Below are 18,074 nucleotides of genomic sequence, written 5' to 3'. Positions count from 1 at the left end.
AACTTTCTCACCCTTACAAACTCATCATATCCTTAAATCTTGCAGCCTGTCTCCTGCTGACCTCTATTCTATCTCCTCCCTTTAAAGTGACTACTAGACCACCGTTAAACCAAGGTTCGATCGCATCCACCCAACTGAGGTTGATGATATGTTTTCTGCTTGCCCTGAAAAAAGATTTTTCATCCAGTCTTTCATCCAATGCATTGAGAGATTTATGAATCATTGGTTTATTATTATCAAAATAAACTTTGATATAATTCCCATCTGATTCAAACAACCTGACATTGGACAATTTGACAAACCAGCACCTATCACCATCCTTTACAAATACCTGATCATCCAAAGTAAGCTTTTTGGAAGAAAATGAACCCCCGTCATCTGTTCTTTCGGGTGCTTCATTGAGTTTTTTGAAAAGCCTTTCAATCGCTTCATTCAGCCTTTTCGGCTCTATCGGTTTCAATAGGTAATCCAGGGCATTGACCTGAAAAGCCTTCAGGGCATATTCGTCGTATGCCGTGGTAAAGACCACATGAGGTACATTATCCAATTCTTCCAATAAATCAAAGCCTGTTTTTTCTGGCATCTGAATATCCAGGAATACCACATCAGGTGACAAAGCTTCAATTTTTTCCTTGGCATCATCGACATTATTGGCTTCACCTACGATTTCAACCTGATCATATTGGGACAATAAATTGATCAGCTCTTTTCTTGCAAGTCTTTCATCATCTATTACTAGTGCTCTCATTTTTTTGGATTTTTAACCTAATGTAAGGTTTTGTTTTGGAATTTTGATTTCTGTTACTACAAATTCATTATCCGAATTATATATCTTGAAGGAGGCTCTATCTCCATATATCAATTTTAACCTTTGAACAGTATTATTGATTCCATGGCCCTCTCTTTCTTTCTTTTTATTGAAGGTCTGCCCCTTTAATTGACCACTGTTTTTCACTTGAATGATCAGGTCGTCGGTGATTCCTTCCCTACACTTGATTTCAATGACACCGCCTTTTACTCTATTGGAAATTCCATGTTTGATACCATTTTCGACTATGGTCTGTAACATCATGGGTGGAATCTTGTAATCGTAGGCCGATGGTTCGATGTCATATTTCACCTGAAGTCTCTCCTCAAACCTTATAGTTTCCAAATTTAAGTAATCCTTGACAGTATTGATCTCATTTTCAAAATCAATAGTCCTTTTTTTATCCATCATCAATGAAAATCTCAGGATATTGGACAATTGGGTAATGGCCAGCTTTGCTTTGGATGGATCTTCATCTACCAACGCCCTCACACTGTTCAACGCATTAAAAATAAAATGGGGGTTTAGCTGACTCTTTAAATGATTTAATTGTATCTCATTTATTTTGGCTTGGTACTTTAAAGATTGGTTATAGTTGTCCAGAAAGTGGAAAAGAAAATACAACATCACCCATAGTGAATAGAACAGAAAACTGACAAAAATAGTCACTGAAATGACCAAAAGTCTGAAATCATCTTCTGGATTCAAGGTGTCAAAAATCAAATTGATGAGTATTTGGGCAATAGTATTGAGAATACTTAGAGCAGCAACTGCCAAAAGGGTGTTTGGAAGGAGTTGGATAAAACCCAGGTTGAACCATCCATATTTTTTGATGATGTACCTTAAAGAATGAGTTGATAGTAGATAAAAGCCTGCCACTGAAAAAAATGCACCTATCTGAACAGAGGATATGGTTCGCTCAAGCGAAACAAAAAAAAGATTGATCAAGGCAAAACCCAACCAACCAAAAATCTGCAAAAACCAATATAGTCTTGTTTTGTTCATGGTGATGGCTCAAATATAGTCAAGCCATCCCATGTGCAGCCAATATTTTTAAAGAAGGGTGCAATACTGGTTTTGGTAGGTCAATTTCCTTGATATCAGATCAATTCCTCTTTCAAAAACTTGGCAGTATAACTCTTGCGGTGCTTGGCTACTTCTTCAGGTTTCCCTTCCACCACTATTTGCCCGCCCTTTTCTCCACCTTCCGGACCAAGGTCAATAATATAATCCGCTACCTTAATCACATCCATGTTGTGCTCGATGATCAATACGGTATTCCCTTTTTCGACTAACCTGTTCAAAACTTCCAATAAATGTTCGATATCCTGAAAATGCAAGCCTGTAGTCGGCTCATCTAAAATGTAAAAGGTCTTTCCTGTATCTTTTTTAGAAAGCTCTGTAGCCAATTTCACCCTTTGGGCTTCGCCACCTGAAAGGGTGGTCGCATGTTGCCCTAAGGTGATATATCCTAAACCTACATCATTGAGGGTTTTGATCCTTCTGAGAATCTTGGGTTGATTTGCAAAAAAATCAACTGCCTGCTCTACTGTCATGTCCAAGACATCTGAGATGGATTTTCCTTTGAATCTGACCTCAAGGGTTTCTCTATTGTATCTTTTCCCTTTACAGGTTTCACAAGGAATATGCACATCAGGCAAAAAGTCCATTTCTATCAGCTTCATCCCACCACCCTCACAATCTTCACATCTCCCTCCTTTAACATTAAAACTGAACCTTCCCGGCTTATATCCCCGGATTTTAGATTCAGGAAGTTCAGTGAATAATGTCCGGATATCGGAAAATACCCCGGTGTAAGTAGCAGGATTAGATCTTGGAGTTCGGCCAATGGGCGATTGGTCCACTTCGATGACCTTATCAAGATGGATAAGGCCCTTTATTTCCTTGTGGGCCAAAGGCTCTTTTTTGGAATTATAAAAATGTCTGTTCAATAACGGGAACAATGTCTCATGTATCAGGGAACTTTTACCGCTTCCTGACACCCCCGTCACGCAGATCATGGTTCCCAAAGGAAGTTTCAGATTGACATGTTTGAGGTTATTTCCTGATGCACCTTTCAGTTCCAATAAGTTTCCTGAGCCAGTTCTTCTCTTTTGGGGTAAATCTATTTTTAAACCTCCAGAAAGGTATTGGGCTGTAATACTCTTTTGCTTCAAAAATTCCTGGGGATTTCCTGCTGCAACAATCTGACCTCCATGCCTTCCTGCTCCGGGGCCAATGTCAACCACAAAATCAGACTGCATCATCATGTCTTTGTCGTGCTCGACGACAATCACCGAGTTGCCCAGATCTCTAAGATCCTGTAAGGCTTTGATCAATTTGACATTATCCCTTTGGTGCAAGCCTATACTCGGCTCATCTAGGATATAAAGCACTCCAACCAGTTGGGTGCCTATTTGAGTGGCTAATCGTATCCTCTGTGCCTCTCCACCTGACAGGGTCCTGAGTGGTCTGTTCAGAGAAAGGTAATCCAACCCGATATCCAAGAGAAATCCAATCCGCTTCCTGATTTCTTTGAGTACTTCCTTACCGATAATCTGCTGCCTTTCGGACATTCTATCCTCAAGTCCCTCAAACCAATCTCCCAAGCTGACAATATCCATCATGGCCAGTTGGCCAATATGCTTTTCATCAATTTTGATATGGAGGGCTTCTTTCTTCAACCTGTAGCCTTCACAGTCCGGGCAAGTTTTTGAAGTCGTAAATTCATTGACCCAATCCCGGATTTTTTCGGTACCACCTTCCTGTTGTTTTTGAAGAAAATTGACAATTCCCTCAAAGGTAGTATGCCACTTCGTCCCAGGATATTTGACAGAATCTACAGCCACCTCCACTTTGTCTCCAAACAATAATATATCCACCACTTCTTTTGGAAGTTTTCCAATAGGGGTGGAAATACTGCATTTGTAGTGTTTGAGGATGGCCTCCACTTTTTTGAAGATCCAAACATCCCTGTATTCGCCCAAAGGTGCGATCCCTCCTCTTGTGATGCTCAGGCTTGGGTCAGGAATGATGTTTTCTATGGTAATTTCATCAATAATCCCAAGACCATTACAGGTAGGACAGGCACCATAAGGACTGTTGAATGAAAAGGTATTGGGCGCAGGTTCATCATAGGAAAGACCCGTAGTCGGATCCATCAGGTATTTGGAAAAATGGTGGATATTGCCCTCTTCATCACGAAGCATGATGATACCCTTTCCGTGCTGAAGGGCTGTTTTGAGGGATTGGGTAATTCTGAACCTGTCATCCTCCTCGGCAACAATCCGATCTACTACTATCTCTATATCGTGGATTTTATACCTATCCACCTGCATCTTGGGATGAACATCCATGACCACCCCATCCACTCGGATTTTGGAAAATCCCATCTTTCGAATCTGTTCAAAAAGCTCTCTGTAATGCCCTTTCCTACCTTTTACAATAGGCGCGAGGATATACAGTTTTCTTCCTCCAAAATTTTCAAAAAGCTGTTCTACGATCTGATCTTCAGTCTGTCTGATCATCTTCTTGCCCGAAAGATAAGAATAGGCCTCTCCTGCCCTTGCAAATAGCAGCCTCATAAAATCATAGATTTCTGTGACGGTACCTACTGTAGAGCGGGGATTTTTGGAAGTGGTTTTCTGTTCAATGGATATGACCGGAGAGAGACCGTTGATTTTATCCACATCAGGACGCTCCATTCCTCCCAGAAATGACCTCGCATAGGCAGAAAAACTTTCCATATACCTACGCTGACCTTCTGCATAGATGGTATCAAAAGCCAATGAACTCTTCCCACTCCCACTAAGGCCTGTGATGACTACGAGCTTGTTTCTGGGGATGTTGATATCTATATTTTTGAGATTGTGCTCTCGTGCACCATATATTTCAATCAACTCTTCTTTTTTCTCAACTATGAGTTCGGACATGGAGGCTTTTAACATTTCATTCAAGCTTGCAAAAGTACAAATTATTGACGGGTAATCCCATTGAGGGCCAAAAGTTAAAACCCAGATGAAAGAACAAAGTTTATGCTTTAGAAAAAATTAATTCGTTTTCCTACTTTCTCTTCTTGCCTGCCTTTTCTCTTTTCCTGAAAGTTCAGTAGAGTCCTCAGTATTATTTTTGGAAGGAGCTGAGGATGTGTTTTTTGAATCGGAGTTCCCGGGACGTTTCTGTATTTCTTTCTGTCTCATCTCATCCACTGTTTCTCCTGACAAGGTTGATTTCAGACCCGAAAAAATCAGTTGCCACCAATAATTGAACATGGATTTGTGAGGGACTCTGATAAAATAAACGCTTCCTTTATTCAAATCCCCTTTTTTATTGGGGTTGTCTGATTTGATAATCACCTTATTGGCCAGGAAGGCACCGATTTTGCGGATTAAATTTTGATCTTGCTCAAAATCTTTGTTGAGAAGTTCAATTTCAAGGTTTTGATACCTGATGATCAATTCTCCTGAACCTTCGTAATCATTGGCTAAAATATTGAAATCCAACCTATCGACAATTCCTGATTTGAGACTGGCCTTTGCCTCGGGTTCTATCATGGAATTTACTTTGGTAAGATCCATTTTTTCCAAAGTCCCTTTGAGGGTAAACTTCCCTTCAGGATCCTCCAAATCATATTGGATCAAAGCATTTACCTGTCCCTCCCCCATCAATTTACCATTTGCATCAATGGAAATGGTACGGTTGTCTCCCCTCCTTTCCAGATAATTGGAAACGTTTGTTACATGGGCATTCAATTCCGAAAAAAACATGGTTCCCGACCTAGGGGATTCATTCTCGGGTCTTTCCTCTATCCTTACAAATGCATTGTCCAGAAAAAGATGCTCAATATGCAAAACCTGTTGAAGGTTTTGGAAAACCTGATGAATCATCTGAGAACGTTTTTGCTTATCTTCAGGTATCCTTTTATCTACAAAGGATTCAAGATGGAAATTATTGGCAAAAACTGTATCGACTTCAATAATGCCTTTTCTAAAATAACTGCCAAAATTCACCCCATGAAGCTTCATCTTAGCTTTATCTATTTCCAACCAACCCTGTCTTTCTTTAAACTGTGCGGTATATTCATATTTTTCCAATTTATTGAGCAATCCCATGTAGCCAAAGGACATTTGTTTTCGCTCCGTGTCAAGAATAATGTCCCTGACTTCGACGTATTGTCTGAACTTATCAAAATGAAACGCTGCCTGTTGAATGCTGCCCGTAATTTTACCCACATGGAAAAGACTTTTAGCATCATGGAGGTCCTCCCTTGTCAATTGGAAATCATGTGCCTCCACATTGAGGTTGCGGAGTGATATCCTGACCGAGTCATACAGATTGTTTTTGACCTCAAAAGAAAATTCCTTTAGATCAAAATTTCTCACTTCAACCAATTCATAATCCTTGGTTTCTTTTTTCTTGGGTTTTCGAGTACCACTTTTCAGTGAGTCCAAAGGGGGAGTTGAGGAAATTATTTTGATGTTGTTCAATGTGGCCGAGTCAACGGAAATGGAGTTATGAAAAAGAAAAGGAAACCACCTAAAGCCCGTAATATTGACATTGTCAGCTGATAGATTGACCTTTACCCTATTATCATCCAATTTTTCTGTTGGGGTGACTTTAATATTGCTGATCTTAAGAAAAGTGCCGGAATAATTGTAATCCAGAACTATAGAACCAAAACTTACTTCATGATCTCCAAAGTTGCTAGTCCGGGTGATCATATTGGTGACAATACGATCCGCATTTTGATTGAGGTAGATATTGATCAGGTAAGGCAGACCTCTTAAAACCAACACGGCCAAAAGCAATAATATCAGAATGCCTACTAAAACCTTTTTCATAAAATTCCCTCTTAATGGAAAGTATTTGAAAAATAGATAAAAACTATGAGAAAATTACAATTGGGTCAACTCACCGGCAATTTAATTAAGTATTCTTTTCCTTTTTTTACACTCAATTTAGAAGATCTAAGCCAAGGGTTATGGATTTTGAGAATTTTATAGTTTGAATTATGCTTGATTGCCCATTGGGCCAGACTCGGTATAGATTGGTCTACCATCAACTCCCTGTATACCGGCTGCCTGTAGATATCCTGTTCGGAAAACTCAAACCCATATTTGACAGGATTTTCAAATATCTCTTTAAAAGCAAGAATCCTGAAAAGATATCGGCTGGTTTCTTCTACTAAATGAAGATCATAATAATCGGATTGGTTTTGTTCTTGCTTTCTTTTACCTATTCCGGTTATTCCCATATTGTAGCTCGCTGCCACCGAAGTCCAATTGCCAAACTTGCTATAAGCTGATTTCAGGTATTTGCATGCGGCAATGGTAGATTTTTCTAAATGATACCTTTCATCCACATCATTGCTGACTTGCAGATTAAAATCCTTGGCAGTGCCTGGCATAAACTGCCAAAAACCTCTTGCCCCCGCAGGGGAAACGACATTCAATAAACCTGACTCCGCCATCGCCAAGTATTTGAAATCATCGGGAACACCCTGCTGCCGAAGAATTTTTTCAATCGTAGGCAAAAATTTCCCTGCCCTTTTCATCAACAAAATCATATTGGATTGCCAATAAACATTTACATAAATCTCCCGCTCAAACCGCTCCCACACATCTGCCTCTTTCAGTGGGACAGGTTCATCGGCAAAAGAAATCTTCGTGGGAAGGTCAAACAGCCGGATTTTGGGTTCAGGTATAGTCAGTGTCATTTTGCTCCCTTTTTCGGATTCAATGACAATTTCTTCACCAAACACAGTGGGGTTGATTTCTTTCGCTTTTTGAAAAATGACAAAAACAATCAAAAACCCTAACAGTCCATAAATGATAAATAGATGGTAATGTCTCAATGTCAATAATTTGGAGTGAGTAAATATTTGCTGTAAAATTCATCAATGACCTTCACCGCTTCAGTGGCATCATCCACCAAGTAAAATAGGTTCAGGTCTTCGGCATTGATGTAATTGTACTTTTGTAGGAGCGTATCCTTGATCCAAGCTATCAATCCGCCCCAGAATTCCTTACCCACGAGGACAATCGGGAATCTGCCGATTTTAATGGTCTGTATCAAAGTGAAAGCTTCAAATAACTCATCCAAAGTACCAAACCCGCCTGGTAGCACGATAAATCCCTGCGAATATTTGGTGAACATCACTTTCCTGACAAAAAAATAATCAAACATGATCATTTTGTCCGGATCAATATAAATATTCCCCTTAGACTCAAAAGGAAGTTTGATGCAGAGACCAACCGATTTACCATTTTCTGAACTGGCCCCTTTGTTGGCCGCTTCCATAATCCCCGGTCCTCCACCTGTGATGACTCCATAACCATGCCTGACCAACTTTGCGGAAATCTCTTCGGCCATAATATAATGGGGATGCTCAGGGGAAGTCCTTGCGGACCCGAATACCGAAACACATGGGCCGATTTTGCTCAGTTTTTCGAATCCTTCTACAAATTCAGAAATTACTTTAAAAATTACCCAGGAATCTGTACTCTTGATTTCATTCCAATCTCTTTCTTTAAAAGCCTTTCGAATTTTTTCTTCCCGCTTTTCATCAAAATCATCAAATCTACTTCCCATTATTCACTTATTTAATCCACAACGAATGTTTTTCCCAAAATTATCCTTTCGGATGGATAAATATAGTATGGATATGTCCATTCTTGCAGATAGATATCTTTTCTTTTGAAAATTGGTCGGAGGTCAGAAGCGGGAAGTTGGACCCTTTCAAACACTCATAATTTTTTTGACTTAACCAATTATATAAAAAATTCAGAATGCAAAAGTGAGTTAATAAAAAATAGTTAATCCACCCCTATTGTTTTGATTCTTAACTTGATCTACCTTCGCAAGCTTTTAATTTTCAATCTATGAATCTCGAAGAAAAGTCACAGGAAGTAAGAAAGGTATTTGAGGAACTTGATCTTGAAATCAAGTCCTTTCTTGATGCCAGCAAACTGCCCTGTATTTCCGGCTGTGGCTTTTGTTGCTCCAACCCACAAGTAAGTGCTTCGGTGCTGGAATTCCTTCCATTGGCCTTTGATTTATATGCCAAAGGTAAGGCTGAAAAGGCTTTGGATATTTTGGAAAAAACTCCCGAGGAAGGCTCATGTATCGTTTATAAATCTCTATCTGAAGACGGTCATTCAGGCTTTTGTTCTGATTACAACAATCGAGGTATGATTTGCAGACTTTTTGGATCCAGTGCAAGAAAAAACAAAAATGGACAAAAGGAAATCATAACCTGCAAAAAAATAAAGACCGAAAAAAATGAATTTTATACCAACGCTGTAGAAGCTATTCAATCAAATATGCCTGTTCCTTCAAGCACAGACGCCTATCGTAAAATCAACAATATAGATTTTAGATTGACCGAGCGGCAATTGCCCATCAACAAAGCTATTAAAGAAGCAATCGAGTCAGTGATTACCTTTAAGTTTTACACAGAAAACCAAGAACCAGAAAGTGTGGATAATTTTTGATGTTAGCTTTTTGGCGTATATTGTGGTTGATTTTCAACATCAAGACAGTTTTTATGTTCAATGTTTCCGAAATTATTCAAACAATCAAACAACTTATCGAGGTCCGGGTAACCCTCATCAAAGAAGAAATCAATGATCACATAACCGCCTTATTTGCACGGATTTTTTTATTGTTCATGATGGCTGCAGTATCTATGATGGTACTGTTGTTTGCAAGCATCTCCCTGGCATTTTATCTTAGTGAAAAAGTGTATTCAACTTTCTTGGGCTTCCTATATGTTTCTCTTATTTATGTATTGGTTTTGATTCTATTGTACTTTATCAGAGAATCAAGTAGTCTTACCAATCCCACACAAAAGTTCCTGAAGGGATTTATCTTTCGAAGAAAAAAAGACAATGGAGAGAACTGAACTAGAAAAAAAAGCCGAAGAGCTTGAGCAAACGCTTGGAATGCAGCTGAGTCTTGTCAAAAAAGAATCAGAGGGATTTGCGAAAATCGGTGGTAGCATACTTTTGGGAGGAATAGTGGCCTTTACCGCTGTGAGGTTATTGGGTAGAAAAAAAAACAATAAAACAGAAAAAATCCTTCAAACACTTGAAAAAGAAGGCTTGCTAGATGAGGAAATCAAACATAAGCTGACCCATAAAAGTCAACCGGGATTGATGGGAAGGTTAGGGGCTATTTTACTACCAATTGCCATCAATTACGGCAAAGAACAGTTTATGAAAAAAATGAACGAGTCAGAAAAAAGCTCTGAAAAAAATGCAGAATAAAGTAGGGGGCCAACTTGAAGCGCTCAGTCGCTCCGGTAGAAAAGGTCTTGCTTGGCTGATTGATCCTGATGATGTCAACTCCCCTGAAATTTTTAAAGAACGGCTTTTGGAAGCTATCAATCTCAAGGTAAATTTTATTTTTTTGGGCGGAAGTTTGATACAACAAAACAGCATCAACGAAATCATTAGATTTATCAAAAAGACTGAGGGAAACATCCCTGTTGTCTTGTTCCCAGGAAATTCACTTCAATTTAGCCACTTGGCTGATGCTATTCTGTTTCTTTCTTTGATCTCAGGTCGAAACCCTGACCTACTGATCGGGCAACATGTCAGTATTGCGCCACTTTTGGAAAAGAGCAATGTGGAAGTCCTTCCCACAGGATACATGCTGGTAGATGGGGGGCAAACCACTAGTGCCCATTATATCAGTCAAACCATTCCCCTTCCCAACCACCACCCCGAATTGGCCGCAGCAACAGCCCTTGCAGGTAAATACCTGGGCATGTGCTATTTCTATCTCGATGCCGGAAGCGGGGCTCCAAATCCAGTTTCGCCCGAGCTTATCAAAGCAGTAAAGCAAAAAACAAATTCACCGTTGATTGTCGGTGGGGGGCTGACATCTTTGGATAAAATCAAAACAGCATATCATGCTGGGGCCGATTTAGCAGTCATCGGAAATGGCGCCGGAAAAAACACTAAGCTGCTTTCTGAAGTTTCAGCTTATCTGGAGTCAATTAGGGTATCGGCGAATTGACAGAGTCTATTTGAATATCTGCTTTGATGCCAATTACCTTATTTATTCACGACTGAAGACAGGAGACAGAAGACCGAAGGAAACTATTTGAACAATCAATGAATAGTTTTTAATAAGAATTTGGGTCATTTTGGATAGTTGGTCAAGAGTACAAAACTTCGGTCTTCTATCTTCGGTCCAATTTCAATGAAATGGTGGATTATTGCTAGAAAAACGAATTCCTAATTCCCAAGCTAAGAATCAAAGCATGGACCTGAACTGTTTCAAAAACCGGACATCATTTTCGGTAAACAACCTCAAATCCTTGATCTGATATTTGAGCATGGCGATTCTTTCGATACCCATTCCAAAGGCAAAGCCTGTGTACTTTTTGGAATCAATGCCACAATTATCCAACACATTGGGGTCGACCATCCCTGAACCACCGATTTCTACCCAACCCGTTCCTTTACAAACATTACAGCCCTTTCCTCCACAAAGCTGACAGCTGATATCTATCTCAGCACTTGGTTCCGTAAAGGGGAAAAATGAAGGCCTGAACCTCACTTTGGTTTCCTTGCCAAACATCTCTTTGGCAAAATGATACAGGGTGTTTTTCAGATCTGCAAAACCCACATTTTCATCAACATACAAGCCCTCCACTTGATGGAAGATGCAATGTGCTCGGGCAGAAATGGCTTCATTCCTGTAAACCCTTCCCGGGGACAAAGTACGGATCGGCGGTTTTTGGTTTTCCATTACCCGCACCTGTACCGAGGAAGTATGGGTTCTCAAAGCGATATCAGGTTTTTTCTCAATAAAAAAAGTATCCTGCATTTCCCTGGCCGGATGGTTTTCCGGGAAGTTCAATGCGGTGAAATTATGCCAATCATCCTCTATCTCAGGACCTTCAGAAAGGTTAAATCCTATGCGCTCAAAAATTTCAATGATCCTTTGTCTTGTGGCAGTTAAAGGATGGATTCCTCCTGCACTTATAGCAGTTGGGGGCAATGTCAGGTCAATGTCGGGCGATTTTGACTTTTGGGAAGTTGAATTGACTTTCTCAATCAACTCCTGAAACTTCTGGTCAGCGAGTTCCTTGACTTCATTGACCAATTGACCATACTCCCTTTTCTGTTCGTTGGGGATATTTCTCATTTCAGCAAAAAGCTCTCCTACCACACTTTTCTTGCTGATATATTTCATTCTGTAAGCTTCCAACTCATCCCCATTGTTGGCATCTGCCGATGCGATGGATGATTTGATGGCTTCTATTTTTTCCTGATGCATTTGTTGTCCATTTTTCAGAACCACAAATCTAAAAGATTCCTATTGAATTAGAGAGGTATTTGAAAGTTTATGTCTTGAGGTGGTCAGGAATTGATATTGGGATATTGGGATACCTGCCCTCCAGCAGGCGGGTTGGATATTAGGGTATTGGATATTGGTGGATATCTGCCTGCGGCAGGCAGGTATCCACCAATATCAAATTGACAGGAGTATATCCTCAAAAACATCATCTGAAAATATTTTTTGAATATCAAAATCCAAGAATGAAAACCACCTCGTATCTCCCCACATAATCAACAAAACCAAAAATTATTTATTTATGAAAACCATGAGATTATTACAGGCCGCTATTTTAGCGATGTTTATTTTGAGTGCCAATGCAGCCTTTGGCTAAAAGGAGAAAACGGAAACAAGTCTAAAGTGACCATTGCCGATGTATTTCAATCCAATGGGGTAATTCATTCCGTGGATACTGTGGTGCTACCTAAAAGCTGAATCACTCAAATTGTTTAGTTTAAAAAAAGGCGCCGTTTCAGGCACCTTTTTTTTGTTTGAATACAGGTATGAATTTTTTGAGAATTGAAAATCAAGAATTGATTTTTTCTCAAACAGAATTAATCACTTTCAGTCCCACCTTCCCAAGAGGTCGATCCCAATAACTCATGGACGAGGTCAAACATATATCACGCCCTGTCAATTCCAATACTTCATAAGCCAGTTTTCATGACAAAGTTTTCTTATTAATAACCTCTTCTATTAAATCACATATCTTAAATAGATGTCTCCTGTCGTCGACATGACAAGGACAAGTATTGTGAGGTATTAAACGTTCAATTTTATATTGGCTCAAATGTCATAAATCGTCTAGCTTCTCTTCTTTAGCCTCTAACTCCTTATCTTAAATCTTATGTCTTGTGTCTTGTGTCTCAAATCTCACATCTCACATCTAATTCCTACCAACTCCTTCCCCCACCGCCCCAAGGTCTTCCTGTGGGTTGATCTCCACCTCTTTCGGGTTGTTTGAAGTTGCCAATGTTATAGGTGAAGGATAGTAGGGCATATCTAGTCAAAACCCTGGTAAAAGTATCTTCTATGGTCACGTCATTGACTGTCCGGGCGATGGCATTGTTTTGGTTGAGCAAATCGAATATGCTCAGTTTAACTTCTCCTTTATTTCCTTTCATAAACCTGTAGCCAGCTTCTATATTCCAAAGCCAAACTGACTGGTCTAATCCCGGAGACAAGCCCCTGAAGAAGTTGTTGCCCACTACATTGGAAACAAATAGCTTTCCATTGTTTGGAGAATAATAGAACCGGATATTGGTATTCTGGATATAGTAATCATTGTTCAGGTTTGCCTGAAGTGAACTGTTGACGATAGTGTAAGTTCCTGTAGTCGAAAGGGTAAAATCGACGTCCTTGCTGATATTGCTGGTCAGGGTTAATCCTTGACTAAGGTCAATGTTGTCATTGAAGTTTTTCTGTCCATTGATCATACCGGGAGTTCTGTTGTAGGACATACTGGAGTTCAGGTTAAACTGGGACTTCAATTTTTTGATCGGCGTACCATAAGTGACAAATAACCTGGACCGAAACTGGCCCGAGAGGTTTTCAGGACGACTGATTTGACCTCCCGGTCTCAGTAGAACTTCCCCATTCACAAGGGTATCCGTTTGGGCTACAAAGGTGTTGTTTCCAATAAAATCCTCCGTCACATTCAGGAAGAGAAAAGTGAAAAAGGTTTTTGATTTCTCCAGGTTGATTTTGGAATAATTGGTGAATACGGTGTGGCTGAATGCTTGTCCCAAATTCGGATTTCCCACAGAAAGCTGCAGCGGATTTTGGTTGTTGATCACATTCTGTAATTGGTTTACGGCAGGTTCCTGTGTATTGGTCCTGTACCGCAATCTAAGTGAAGTCCCTTTCTTCTGATTTCTATAGGAGGCATTCATGCCCGGAAGAAAATTGCTGAAGGACCTGTTGAAAGTCTGTTCTTGTGGAAAAAAGCTTTCATTGTCCTGAACCGCATATTGATAATCCAAGTTGGCATTCACATTCCAGTTTTTGAAATTGTAGCTGTAACCCACACTTGGACGTTGCACGATAAACTTATTGTCAAACACGTTGCTGAGGGCAGTATCCAATACCATGATACCGAGCTCGGGAATCATACTGAAGGTTTTTTGATCTGATGCGGTTTTGTTGTTACCGACCTGATAGGACATGGTCACCAGAGAGTTTTCTCCCACGGGCTCCGTCAGTTGCAAAGTTGCTCTATAATTGAATCCGTCAGATAACCCAAAGGTCTCCTGATTGATGGTGTCATTGATATCCCTGATATAGTCCCTATTGGCTGCAATCAATTCCGAAAGTTGATCCCTTTTGTTCCAAGAGGTGAAAACGGTAGTGGAAAGTGTTCTTTTGGGTTTTTCAAATTTATATCGGTAAACGAAATTATTGGAAATATTATACCCCTCGGTAGTGGCATCAGACAGGGTCCTTGCACTGCTCAAAGGATCCCGGATTGCTGATAAATTCAATCCATCCCGGTCACTGTAATTGGTGTTGTTCTGGAAATTAATCGAAGGGGTTATGATAATCGCATGCTTAGGATTGAGGTCATACTCAATTCTAGTGTTGATCCGGTGATTGTTGTTTTTGACGGTATTGATCAATCTTTCATCATAAAACTGTCGGTTGGTTTCCGACAGGATGATTTCTCTATTGGTCAGTTTGAATAAGTTGTTTTGAGTGGAATTGAAGAAATAACTTCCAGTGAAATTCATCTTCTGGCCAAACTTGTCACTATAATTCAAACCCAAACTGTTTGTGGTGATGATACCCTGATCCTGACCGACGAGGAAGTTGTTATTACCACCGCCTCCACCGGGTCTTCCTCCACCTCTAGGCCTTCCACCGCCACCTTGTCCTCCGGCTGTCACGCCGACAAGATCCTGGGAAGAAAAGTTTTGTTGGTTGATATTATTGAAAAGACCGATGATGGAGATTCTTTTATCTCCTTTAAAGAAATTTAAATTCCCTCCTGCAGCATATCTTTCCTGTGTACCTGCGCCGGCATAGACTCTTCCAAACTGTCCATTCCTTTTGCCAGGTTGGGTGACGATATTGATAGTCCTTGCATAATTGCCATCATCAAAACCCGTCAACCTCGATTGGTCAGATCTTTGGTCCAAAATCTCTACCCTGTCAATCACATTTGCCGGTAGATTCCTTAAAGCCAAAAATGGATCACTTCCAAAAAACTCCCTTCCATCTACCAATACCTTTTGGACTGTTTCTCCTTTGGCCTGTATTTCTCCGTTCTGAATGGTCACACCTGGAATTTTTCTTACCAAATCCTCCGCATCTGCATTTTCTCTGGTTTTGAAGGCATTGGCATTGAAAGAGGTGGTATCGCCTTTTACTTCACCGACCGGGATTTGTCCTTCGATGACTACTTCTCCCAATAGTTTGCTGTCTTCTATCAATACTAAAGTCCCAAGATCAAGGGCATCTCCCCTGTTATGGATCCTGGTTATTTTTTGATATCCCAAAAAAGTAATTTCCAGTTTAACACTTGGAATCCTAGGCCTGCCTATTTCAAAAGAACCATCCACTCCGGTAACTGTAGACACTAGCAAGGAGTCTGTGACTGATTTGATCAGGACATTGGCACCTATCATGGTTTCTTGGCTTGAGCCTTCAATTACTTTCCCTTTTAAAAGTATTTCCTGCCCTCGACCATCCCCCCTTTGTGCCTGTGAATCAAAAGAATAGATCATCAAAAAAAGAAGTAAAAATAATCTGAATGTAGAAATCTTCATATTGCTGTTAAATTAAATCAACAATTAGACTTCGGGGGTCAGTAAAAAGTTTAATCCGCTATTGGTGTAAATTTTGAATGGATTTTTTTAATGTTAAAAGGTAAAAAAAAGGGTTAAAATAAATTTTAGTTGAAAGAAAAAATTCCCCATCTGACCCACTAAAAAATGGGTCAGATGGGGATATAAAATCAGACTTTTCCCTGAATATTCACCTGAATGGAAAGCTCCTTTAATTGTTCATCAGCAATGGTGCTTGGGGAATCGATCATCACATCCCTGCCCGAGTTGTTTTTTGGAAAAGCAATGTAATCCCTAATGGAATCTGATCCTCCGAAAATCGCACAAAGCCTATCAAAGCCAAAGGCAATACCACCATGAGGCGGTGCTCCATATTCAAATGCCTCCATCAAAAACCCAAATTGCTTCTGTGCTTCAGCATCAGAAAAGCCAAGATGTTTAAACATCAGCTGCTGGGTTGTACGGTCATGAATCCTGATGGAACCTCCACCAATTTCCACACCATTAATGACTAAATCGTATGCATTGGCCCTCACTTCCCCGGGATTGGTTTCCAGAATTAGAATGTCCTCTTTTTTGGGTGAAGTAAACGGATGGTGCATGGCATGGAATCTTTGGGTCTCTTCATCCCATTCCAATAAAGGGAAATCTACCACCCAAAGGGGTTTGAAAATATTTCTATCTCTTAGTCCCAATTCTTCACCCATTTTAAGACGGAGTTCGGACATTTGTTTCCTCGTGGACTTTTCGTCACCGCTCAGCACAAGCAATAAATCTCCAGGTTCAGCCCCCATCAAATCTGCCCAAGCTTTTAAGTCTTCGTTGGAATAGAATTTATCTACAGTAGACTTGAATGTCCCGTCAGCATTACATTTGACATATACCAAACCTTTGGCACCTATCTGTGGTCTTTTTACCCAGTTGGTCAATTCATCCAATTGCTTGCGGGTATATTCTCCTGCCCCTTTGGCGCAGATACCGATAATGATTTCTGCCTGATCAAAAATCCCAAAACCTTTTCCTTGAGCTACTGAATTGAGTTCAGCAAATTTCATATCGAACCTTAAGTCAGGCTTATCATTGCCATAGAATTTCATGGCATCGGCATAGGTCATTCTTTTGACCTCTTCCAATGCAACATCTTTCACGGCGCTAAAAAGGTGTTTGACAAGGCCTTCAAAAGTATTTAATATATCTTCTTGCGTGACAAAGGCCATTTCACAGTCTATCTGTGTAAACTCCGGCTGTCTGTCTGCCCTGAGATCTTCATCACGGAAACATTTTACTATTTGAAAATATCTATCAAATCCACTCACCATCAGCAATTGCTTGAATGTCTGTGGAGATTGGGGCAATGCATAAAATTCCCCTGGATTGACCCTGCTTGGTACGACAAAATCTCTTGCGCCTTCAGGCGTAGATTTGATCAAAACGGGGGTTTCTACTTCGATGAAGTTTTCACCATCCATATATTTTCTGGTCTCCTGCATCATCCTGTGTCGAAGTTGGAGTTTTTCCCTGATCACATTTCTACGTAAATCCAAGTATCGATATTTCATCCTCAACTCTTCACCACCGTCTGTTTCATCTTCAATGATGAATGGCGGTACCTTTGCGGCATTTAGAATTTCAAGTTCTTTGACTTTGATTTCGATGTCTCCGGTGGGCATTTTATCGTTTTTGGAAGTTCGCTCAATCACCAAGCCTGTAGCCTGAATCACAAATTCCCTTCCAAGTGAAGCAGCTTTTGTTAAGAGTTCTTTCTCTGTGGAGTCTTCTTCAAAAATCAATTGGGTAACGCCGTATCGATCTCTCAAATCCACCCAAATCAATCCTCCTTTATTTCTGACCCGTTGTACCCAACCCGAAAGGCTGACCTCTTTATTAACATCTGAAATCCTTAACTCTCCGCAAGTATGTGTCCTAAGCATTTTTTAAATGGTATTTTTTTAAGTGGTCAAAGATAAACAAAGCTTATGGACAATTCTAAAATGGATAAAAAGATTGGGAAAACTTTTTTTATCTTCAAATTCAAGGCATAATTTATGGCAATTCAATAAAATCCGTTGCTCGTAAACAATTATTTGTCCTTTAAATGAAATCATTGGAAAAATTGAACGTTATCAATTTGTAGC

The 18,074-nt window shown here is 40.0% G+C and carries 13 protein-coding genes; 4 read left to right on the top strand and 9 right to left on the bottom strand.

All coding sequences use genetic code 11. The features are described from left to right. Positions 1-13 precede the first annotated feature (13 nt). The 6 genes from HMJ38_RS06770 to HMJ38_RS06745 all read right to left on the bottom strand — a co-directional run bounded on the left by HMJ38_RS06770 (position 14) and on the right by HMJ38_RS06745 (position 8,398). Positions 14-748 (bottom strand): LytR/AlgR family response regulator transcription factor, encoded by a 735-nt coding sequence (locus tag HMJ38_RS06770; RefSeq protein WP_194973617.1) that lies wholly within the window; start codon positions 746-748, stop codon positions 14-16. Between the two features lie 12 nt (positions 749-760). Beyond that, positions 761-1,813, bottom strand: coding sequence for a sensor histidine kinase (locus HMJ38_RS06765; protein ID WP_194973616.1), 1,053 nt, complete (start codon positions 1,811-1,813; stop codon positions 761-763). A 95-nt stretch (positions 1,814-1,908) separates the two neighbouring features. Continuing rightward, positions 1,909-4,740, bottom strand: a complete 2,832-nt coding sequence (gene uvrA, locus HMJ38_RS06760) for an excinuclease ABC subunit UvrA (RefSeq protein ID WP_194973615.1) — start codon at positions 4,738-4,740, stop codon at positions 1,909-1,911. A 117-nt stretch (positions 4,741-4,857) separates the two neighbouring features. Beyond that, complete coding sequence (locus tag HMJ38_RS06755) at positions 4,858-6,648, bottom strand: DUF748 domain-containing protein (protein WP_194973614.1); 1,791 nt, start codon at positions 6,646-6,648, stop codon at positions 4,858-4,860. Between the two features lie 65 nt (positions 6,649-6,713). Then, positions 6,714-7,661 carry a lytic transglycosylase domain-containing protein gene (locus HMJ38_RS06750; protein ID WP_194973613.1) on the bottom strand — a complete coding sequence of 316 codons (948 nt, stop codon included), beginning with the start codon at positions 7,659-7,661 and terminating at the stop codon, positions 6,714-6,716. A gap of 2 nt (positions 7,662-7,663) precedes the next feature. Next, positions 7,664-8,398 carry an LOG family protein gene (locus HMJ38_RS06745; protein WP_194973612.1) on the bottom strand — a complete coding sequence of 245 codons (735 nt, stop codon included), beginning with the start codon at positions 8,396-8,398 and terminating at the stop codon, positions 7,664-7,666. A 290-nt stretch (positions 8,399-8,688) separates the two neighbouring features. Between HMJ38_RS06745 and HMJ38_RS06740 the strand changes: the two genes are divergently transcribed. The 4 genes from HMJ38_RS06740 to HMJ38_RS06725 are packed head-to-tail and all read left to right on the top strand — an operon-like array spanning position 8,689 to position 10,828. Beyond that, the gene (locus HMJ38_RS06740; RefSeq protein WP_194973611.1) at positions 8,689-9,300 is read left to right on the top strand and encodes a YkgJ family cysteine cluster protein; all 612 of its coding nucleotides are present in this window, start codon (positions 8,689-8,691) and stop codon (positions 9,298-9,300) included. 53 nt (positions 9,301-9,353) lie between these two features. Next, a complete protein-coding gene (locus HMJ38_RS06735; protein WP_194973610.1) occupies positions 9,354-9,710 on the top strand; it encodes a phage holin family protein in 357 nt (118 codons plus the stop codon). Then, positions 9,697-10,074, top strand: coding sequence for a hypothetical protein (locus HMJ38_RS06730; RefSeq protein ID WP_194973609.1), 378 nt, complete (start codon positions 9,697-9,699; stop codon positions 10,072-10,074). The genes HMJ38_RS06735 and HMJ38_RS06730 overlap by 14 nt, the downstream gene beginning before the upstream one ends. Then, positions 10,064-10,828, top strand: coding sequence for a geranylgeranylglyceryl/heptaprenylglyceryl phosphate synthase (locus HMJ38_RS06725; RefSeq protein WP_194973608.1), 765 nt, complete (start codon positions 10,064-10,066; stop codon positions 10,826-10,828). The genes HMJ38_RS06730 and HMJ38_RS06725 overlap by 11 nt, the downstream gene beginning before the upstream one ends. Positions 10,829-11,068: 240 nt before the next feature. Here HMJ38_RS06725 and pheS read toward each other — a convergent pair whose 3' ends face one another. From pheS to aspS, 3 genes are all read right to left on the bottom strand, one after another. Then, positions 11,069-12,097, bottom strand: coding sequence for a phenylalanine--tRNA ligase subunit alpha (gene pheS / locus HMJ38_RS06720; RefSeq protein WP_194973607.1), 1,029 nt, complete (start codon positions 12,095-12,097; stop codon positions 11,069-11,071). 953 nt (positions 12,098-13,050) lie between these two features. Further along, positions 13,051-15,921 carry an outer membrane beta-barrel protein gene (locus HMJ38_RS06715; RefSeq protein ID WP_194973606.1) on the bottom strand — a complete coding sequence of 957 codons (2,871 nt, stop codon included), beginning with the start codon at positions 15,919-15,921 and terminating at the stop codon, positions 13,051-13,053. 188 nt (positions 15,922-16,109) lie between these two features. Then, positions 16,110-17,870, bottom strand: a complete 1,761-nt coding sequence (aspS, locus tag HMJ38_RS06710; protein WP_194973605.1) for an aspartate--tRNA ligase — start codon at positions 17,868-17,870, stop codon at positions 16,110-16,112. Between the last annotated feature and the right edge of the window lie 204 nt (positions 17,871-18,074).

The sequence above is a fragment of the Aquiflexum lacus genome, from assembly GCF_015476655.1.
Taxonomy (GTDB): domain Bacteria; phylum Bacteroidota; class Bacteroidia; order Cytophagales; family Cyclobacteriaceae; genus Aquiflexum; species Aquiflexum lacus.
The sequence above is the reverse complement of the archived record's forward strand: the minus strand, read 5'-3'. Positions and strand labels throughout refer to the sequence as shown.

What these genes read in the sequence shown, in the direction of transcription:
- HMJ38_RS06770 (WP_194973617.1), bottom strand. Translation starts at nt 748, where the DNA reads ATGAGAGCACTAGTAATAGATGATGAAAGACTTGCAAGAAAAGAGCTG.
- HMJ38_RS06765 (WP_194973616.1), bottom strand. Translation starts at nt 1,813, where the DNA reads ATGAACAAAACAAGACTATATTGGTTTTTGCAGATTTTTGGTTGGTTG.
- uvrA (WP_194973615.1), bottom strand. Translation starts at nt 4,740, where the DNA reads ATGTCCGAACTCATAGTTGAGAAAAAAGAAGAGTTGATTGAAATATAT.
- HMJ38_RS06755 (WP_194973614.1), bottom strand. Translation starts at nt 6,648, where the DNA reads ATGAAAAAGGTTTTAGTAGGCATTCTGATATTATTGCTTTTGGCCGTG.
- HMJ38_RS06745 (WP_194973612.1), bottom strand. Translation starts at nt 8,398, where the DNA reads ATGGGAAGTAGATTTGATGATTTTGATGAAAAGCGGGAAGAAAAAATT.
- HMJ38_RS06740 (WP_194973611.1), top strand. Translation starts at nt 8,689, where the DNA reads ATGAATCTCGAAGAAAAGTCACAGGAAGTAAGAAAGGTATTTGAGGAA.
- HMJ38_RS06735 (WP_194973610.1), top strand. Translation starts at nt 9,354, where the DNA reads ATGTTCAATGTTTCCGAAATTATTCAAACAATCAAACAACTTATCGAG.
- HMJ38_RS06730 (WP_194973609.1), top strand. Translation starts at nt 9,697, where the DNA reads ATGGAGAGAACTGAACTAGAAAAAAAAGCCGAAGAGCTTGAGCAAACG.
- HMJ38_RS06725 (WP_194973608.1), top strand. Translation starts at nt 10,064, where the DNA reads ATGCAGAATAAAGTAGGGGGCCAACTTGAAGCGCTCAGTCGCTCCGGT.
- pheS (WP_194973607.1), bottom strand. Translation starts at nt 12,097, where the DNA reads ATGCATCAGGAAAAAATAGAAGCCATCAAATCATCCATCGCATCGGCA.
- HMJ38_RS06715 (WP_194973606.1), bottom strand. Translation starts at nt 15,921, where the DNA reads ATGAAGATTTCTACATTCAGATTATTTTTACTTCTTTTTTTGATGATC.
- aspS (WP_194973605.1), bottom strand. Translation starts at nt 17,870, where the DNA reads ATGCTTAGGACACATACTTGCGGAGAGTTAAGGATTTCAGATGTTAAT.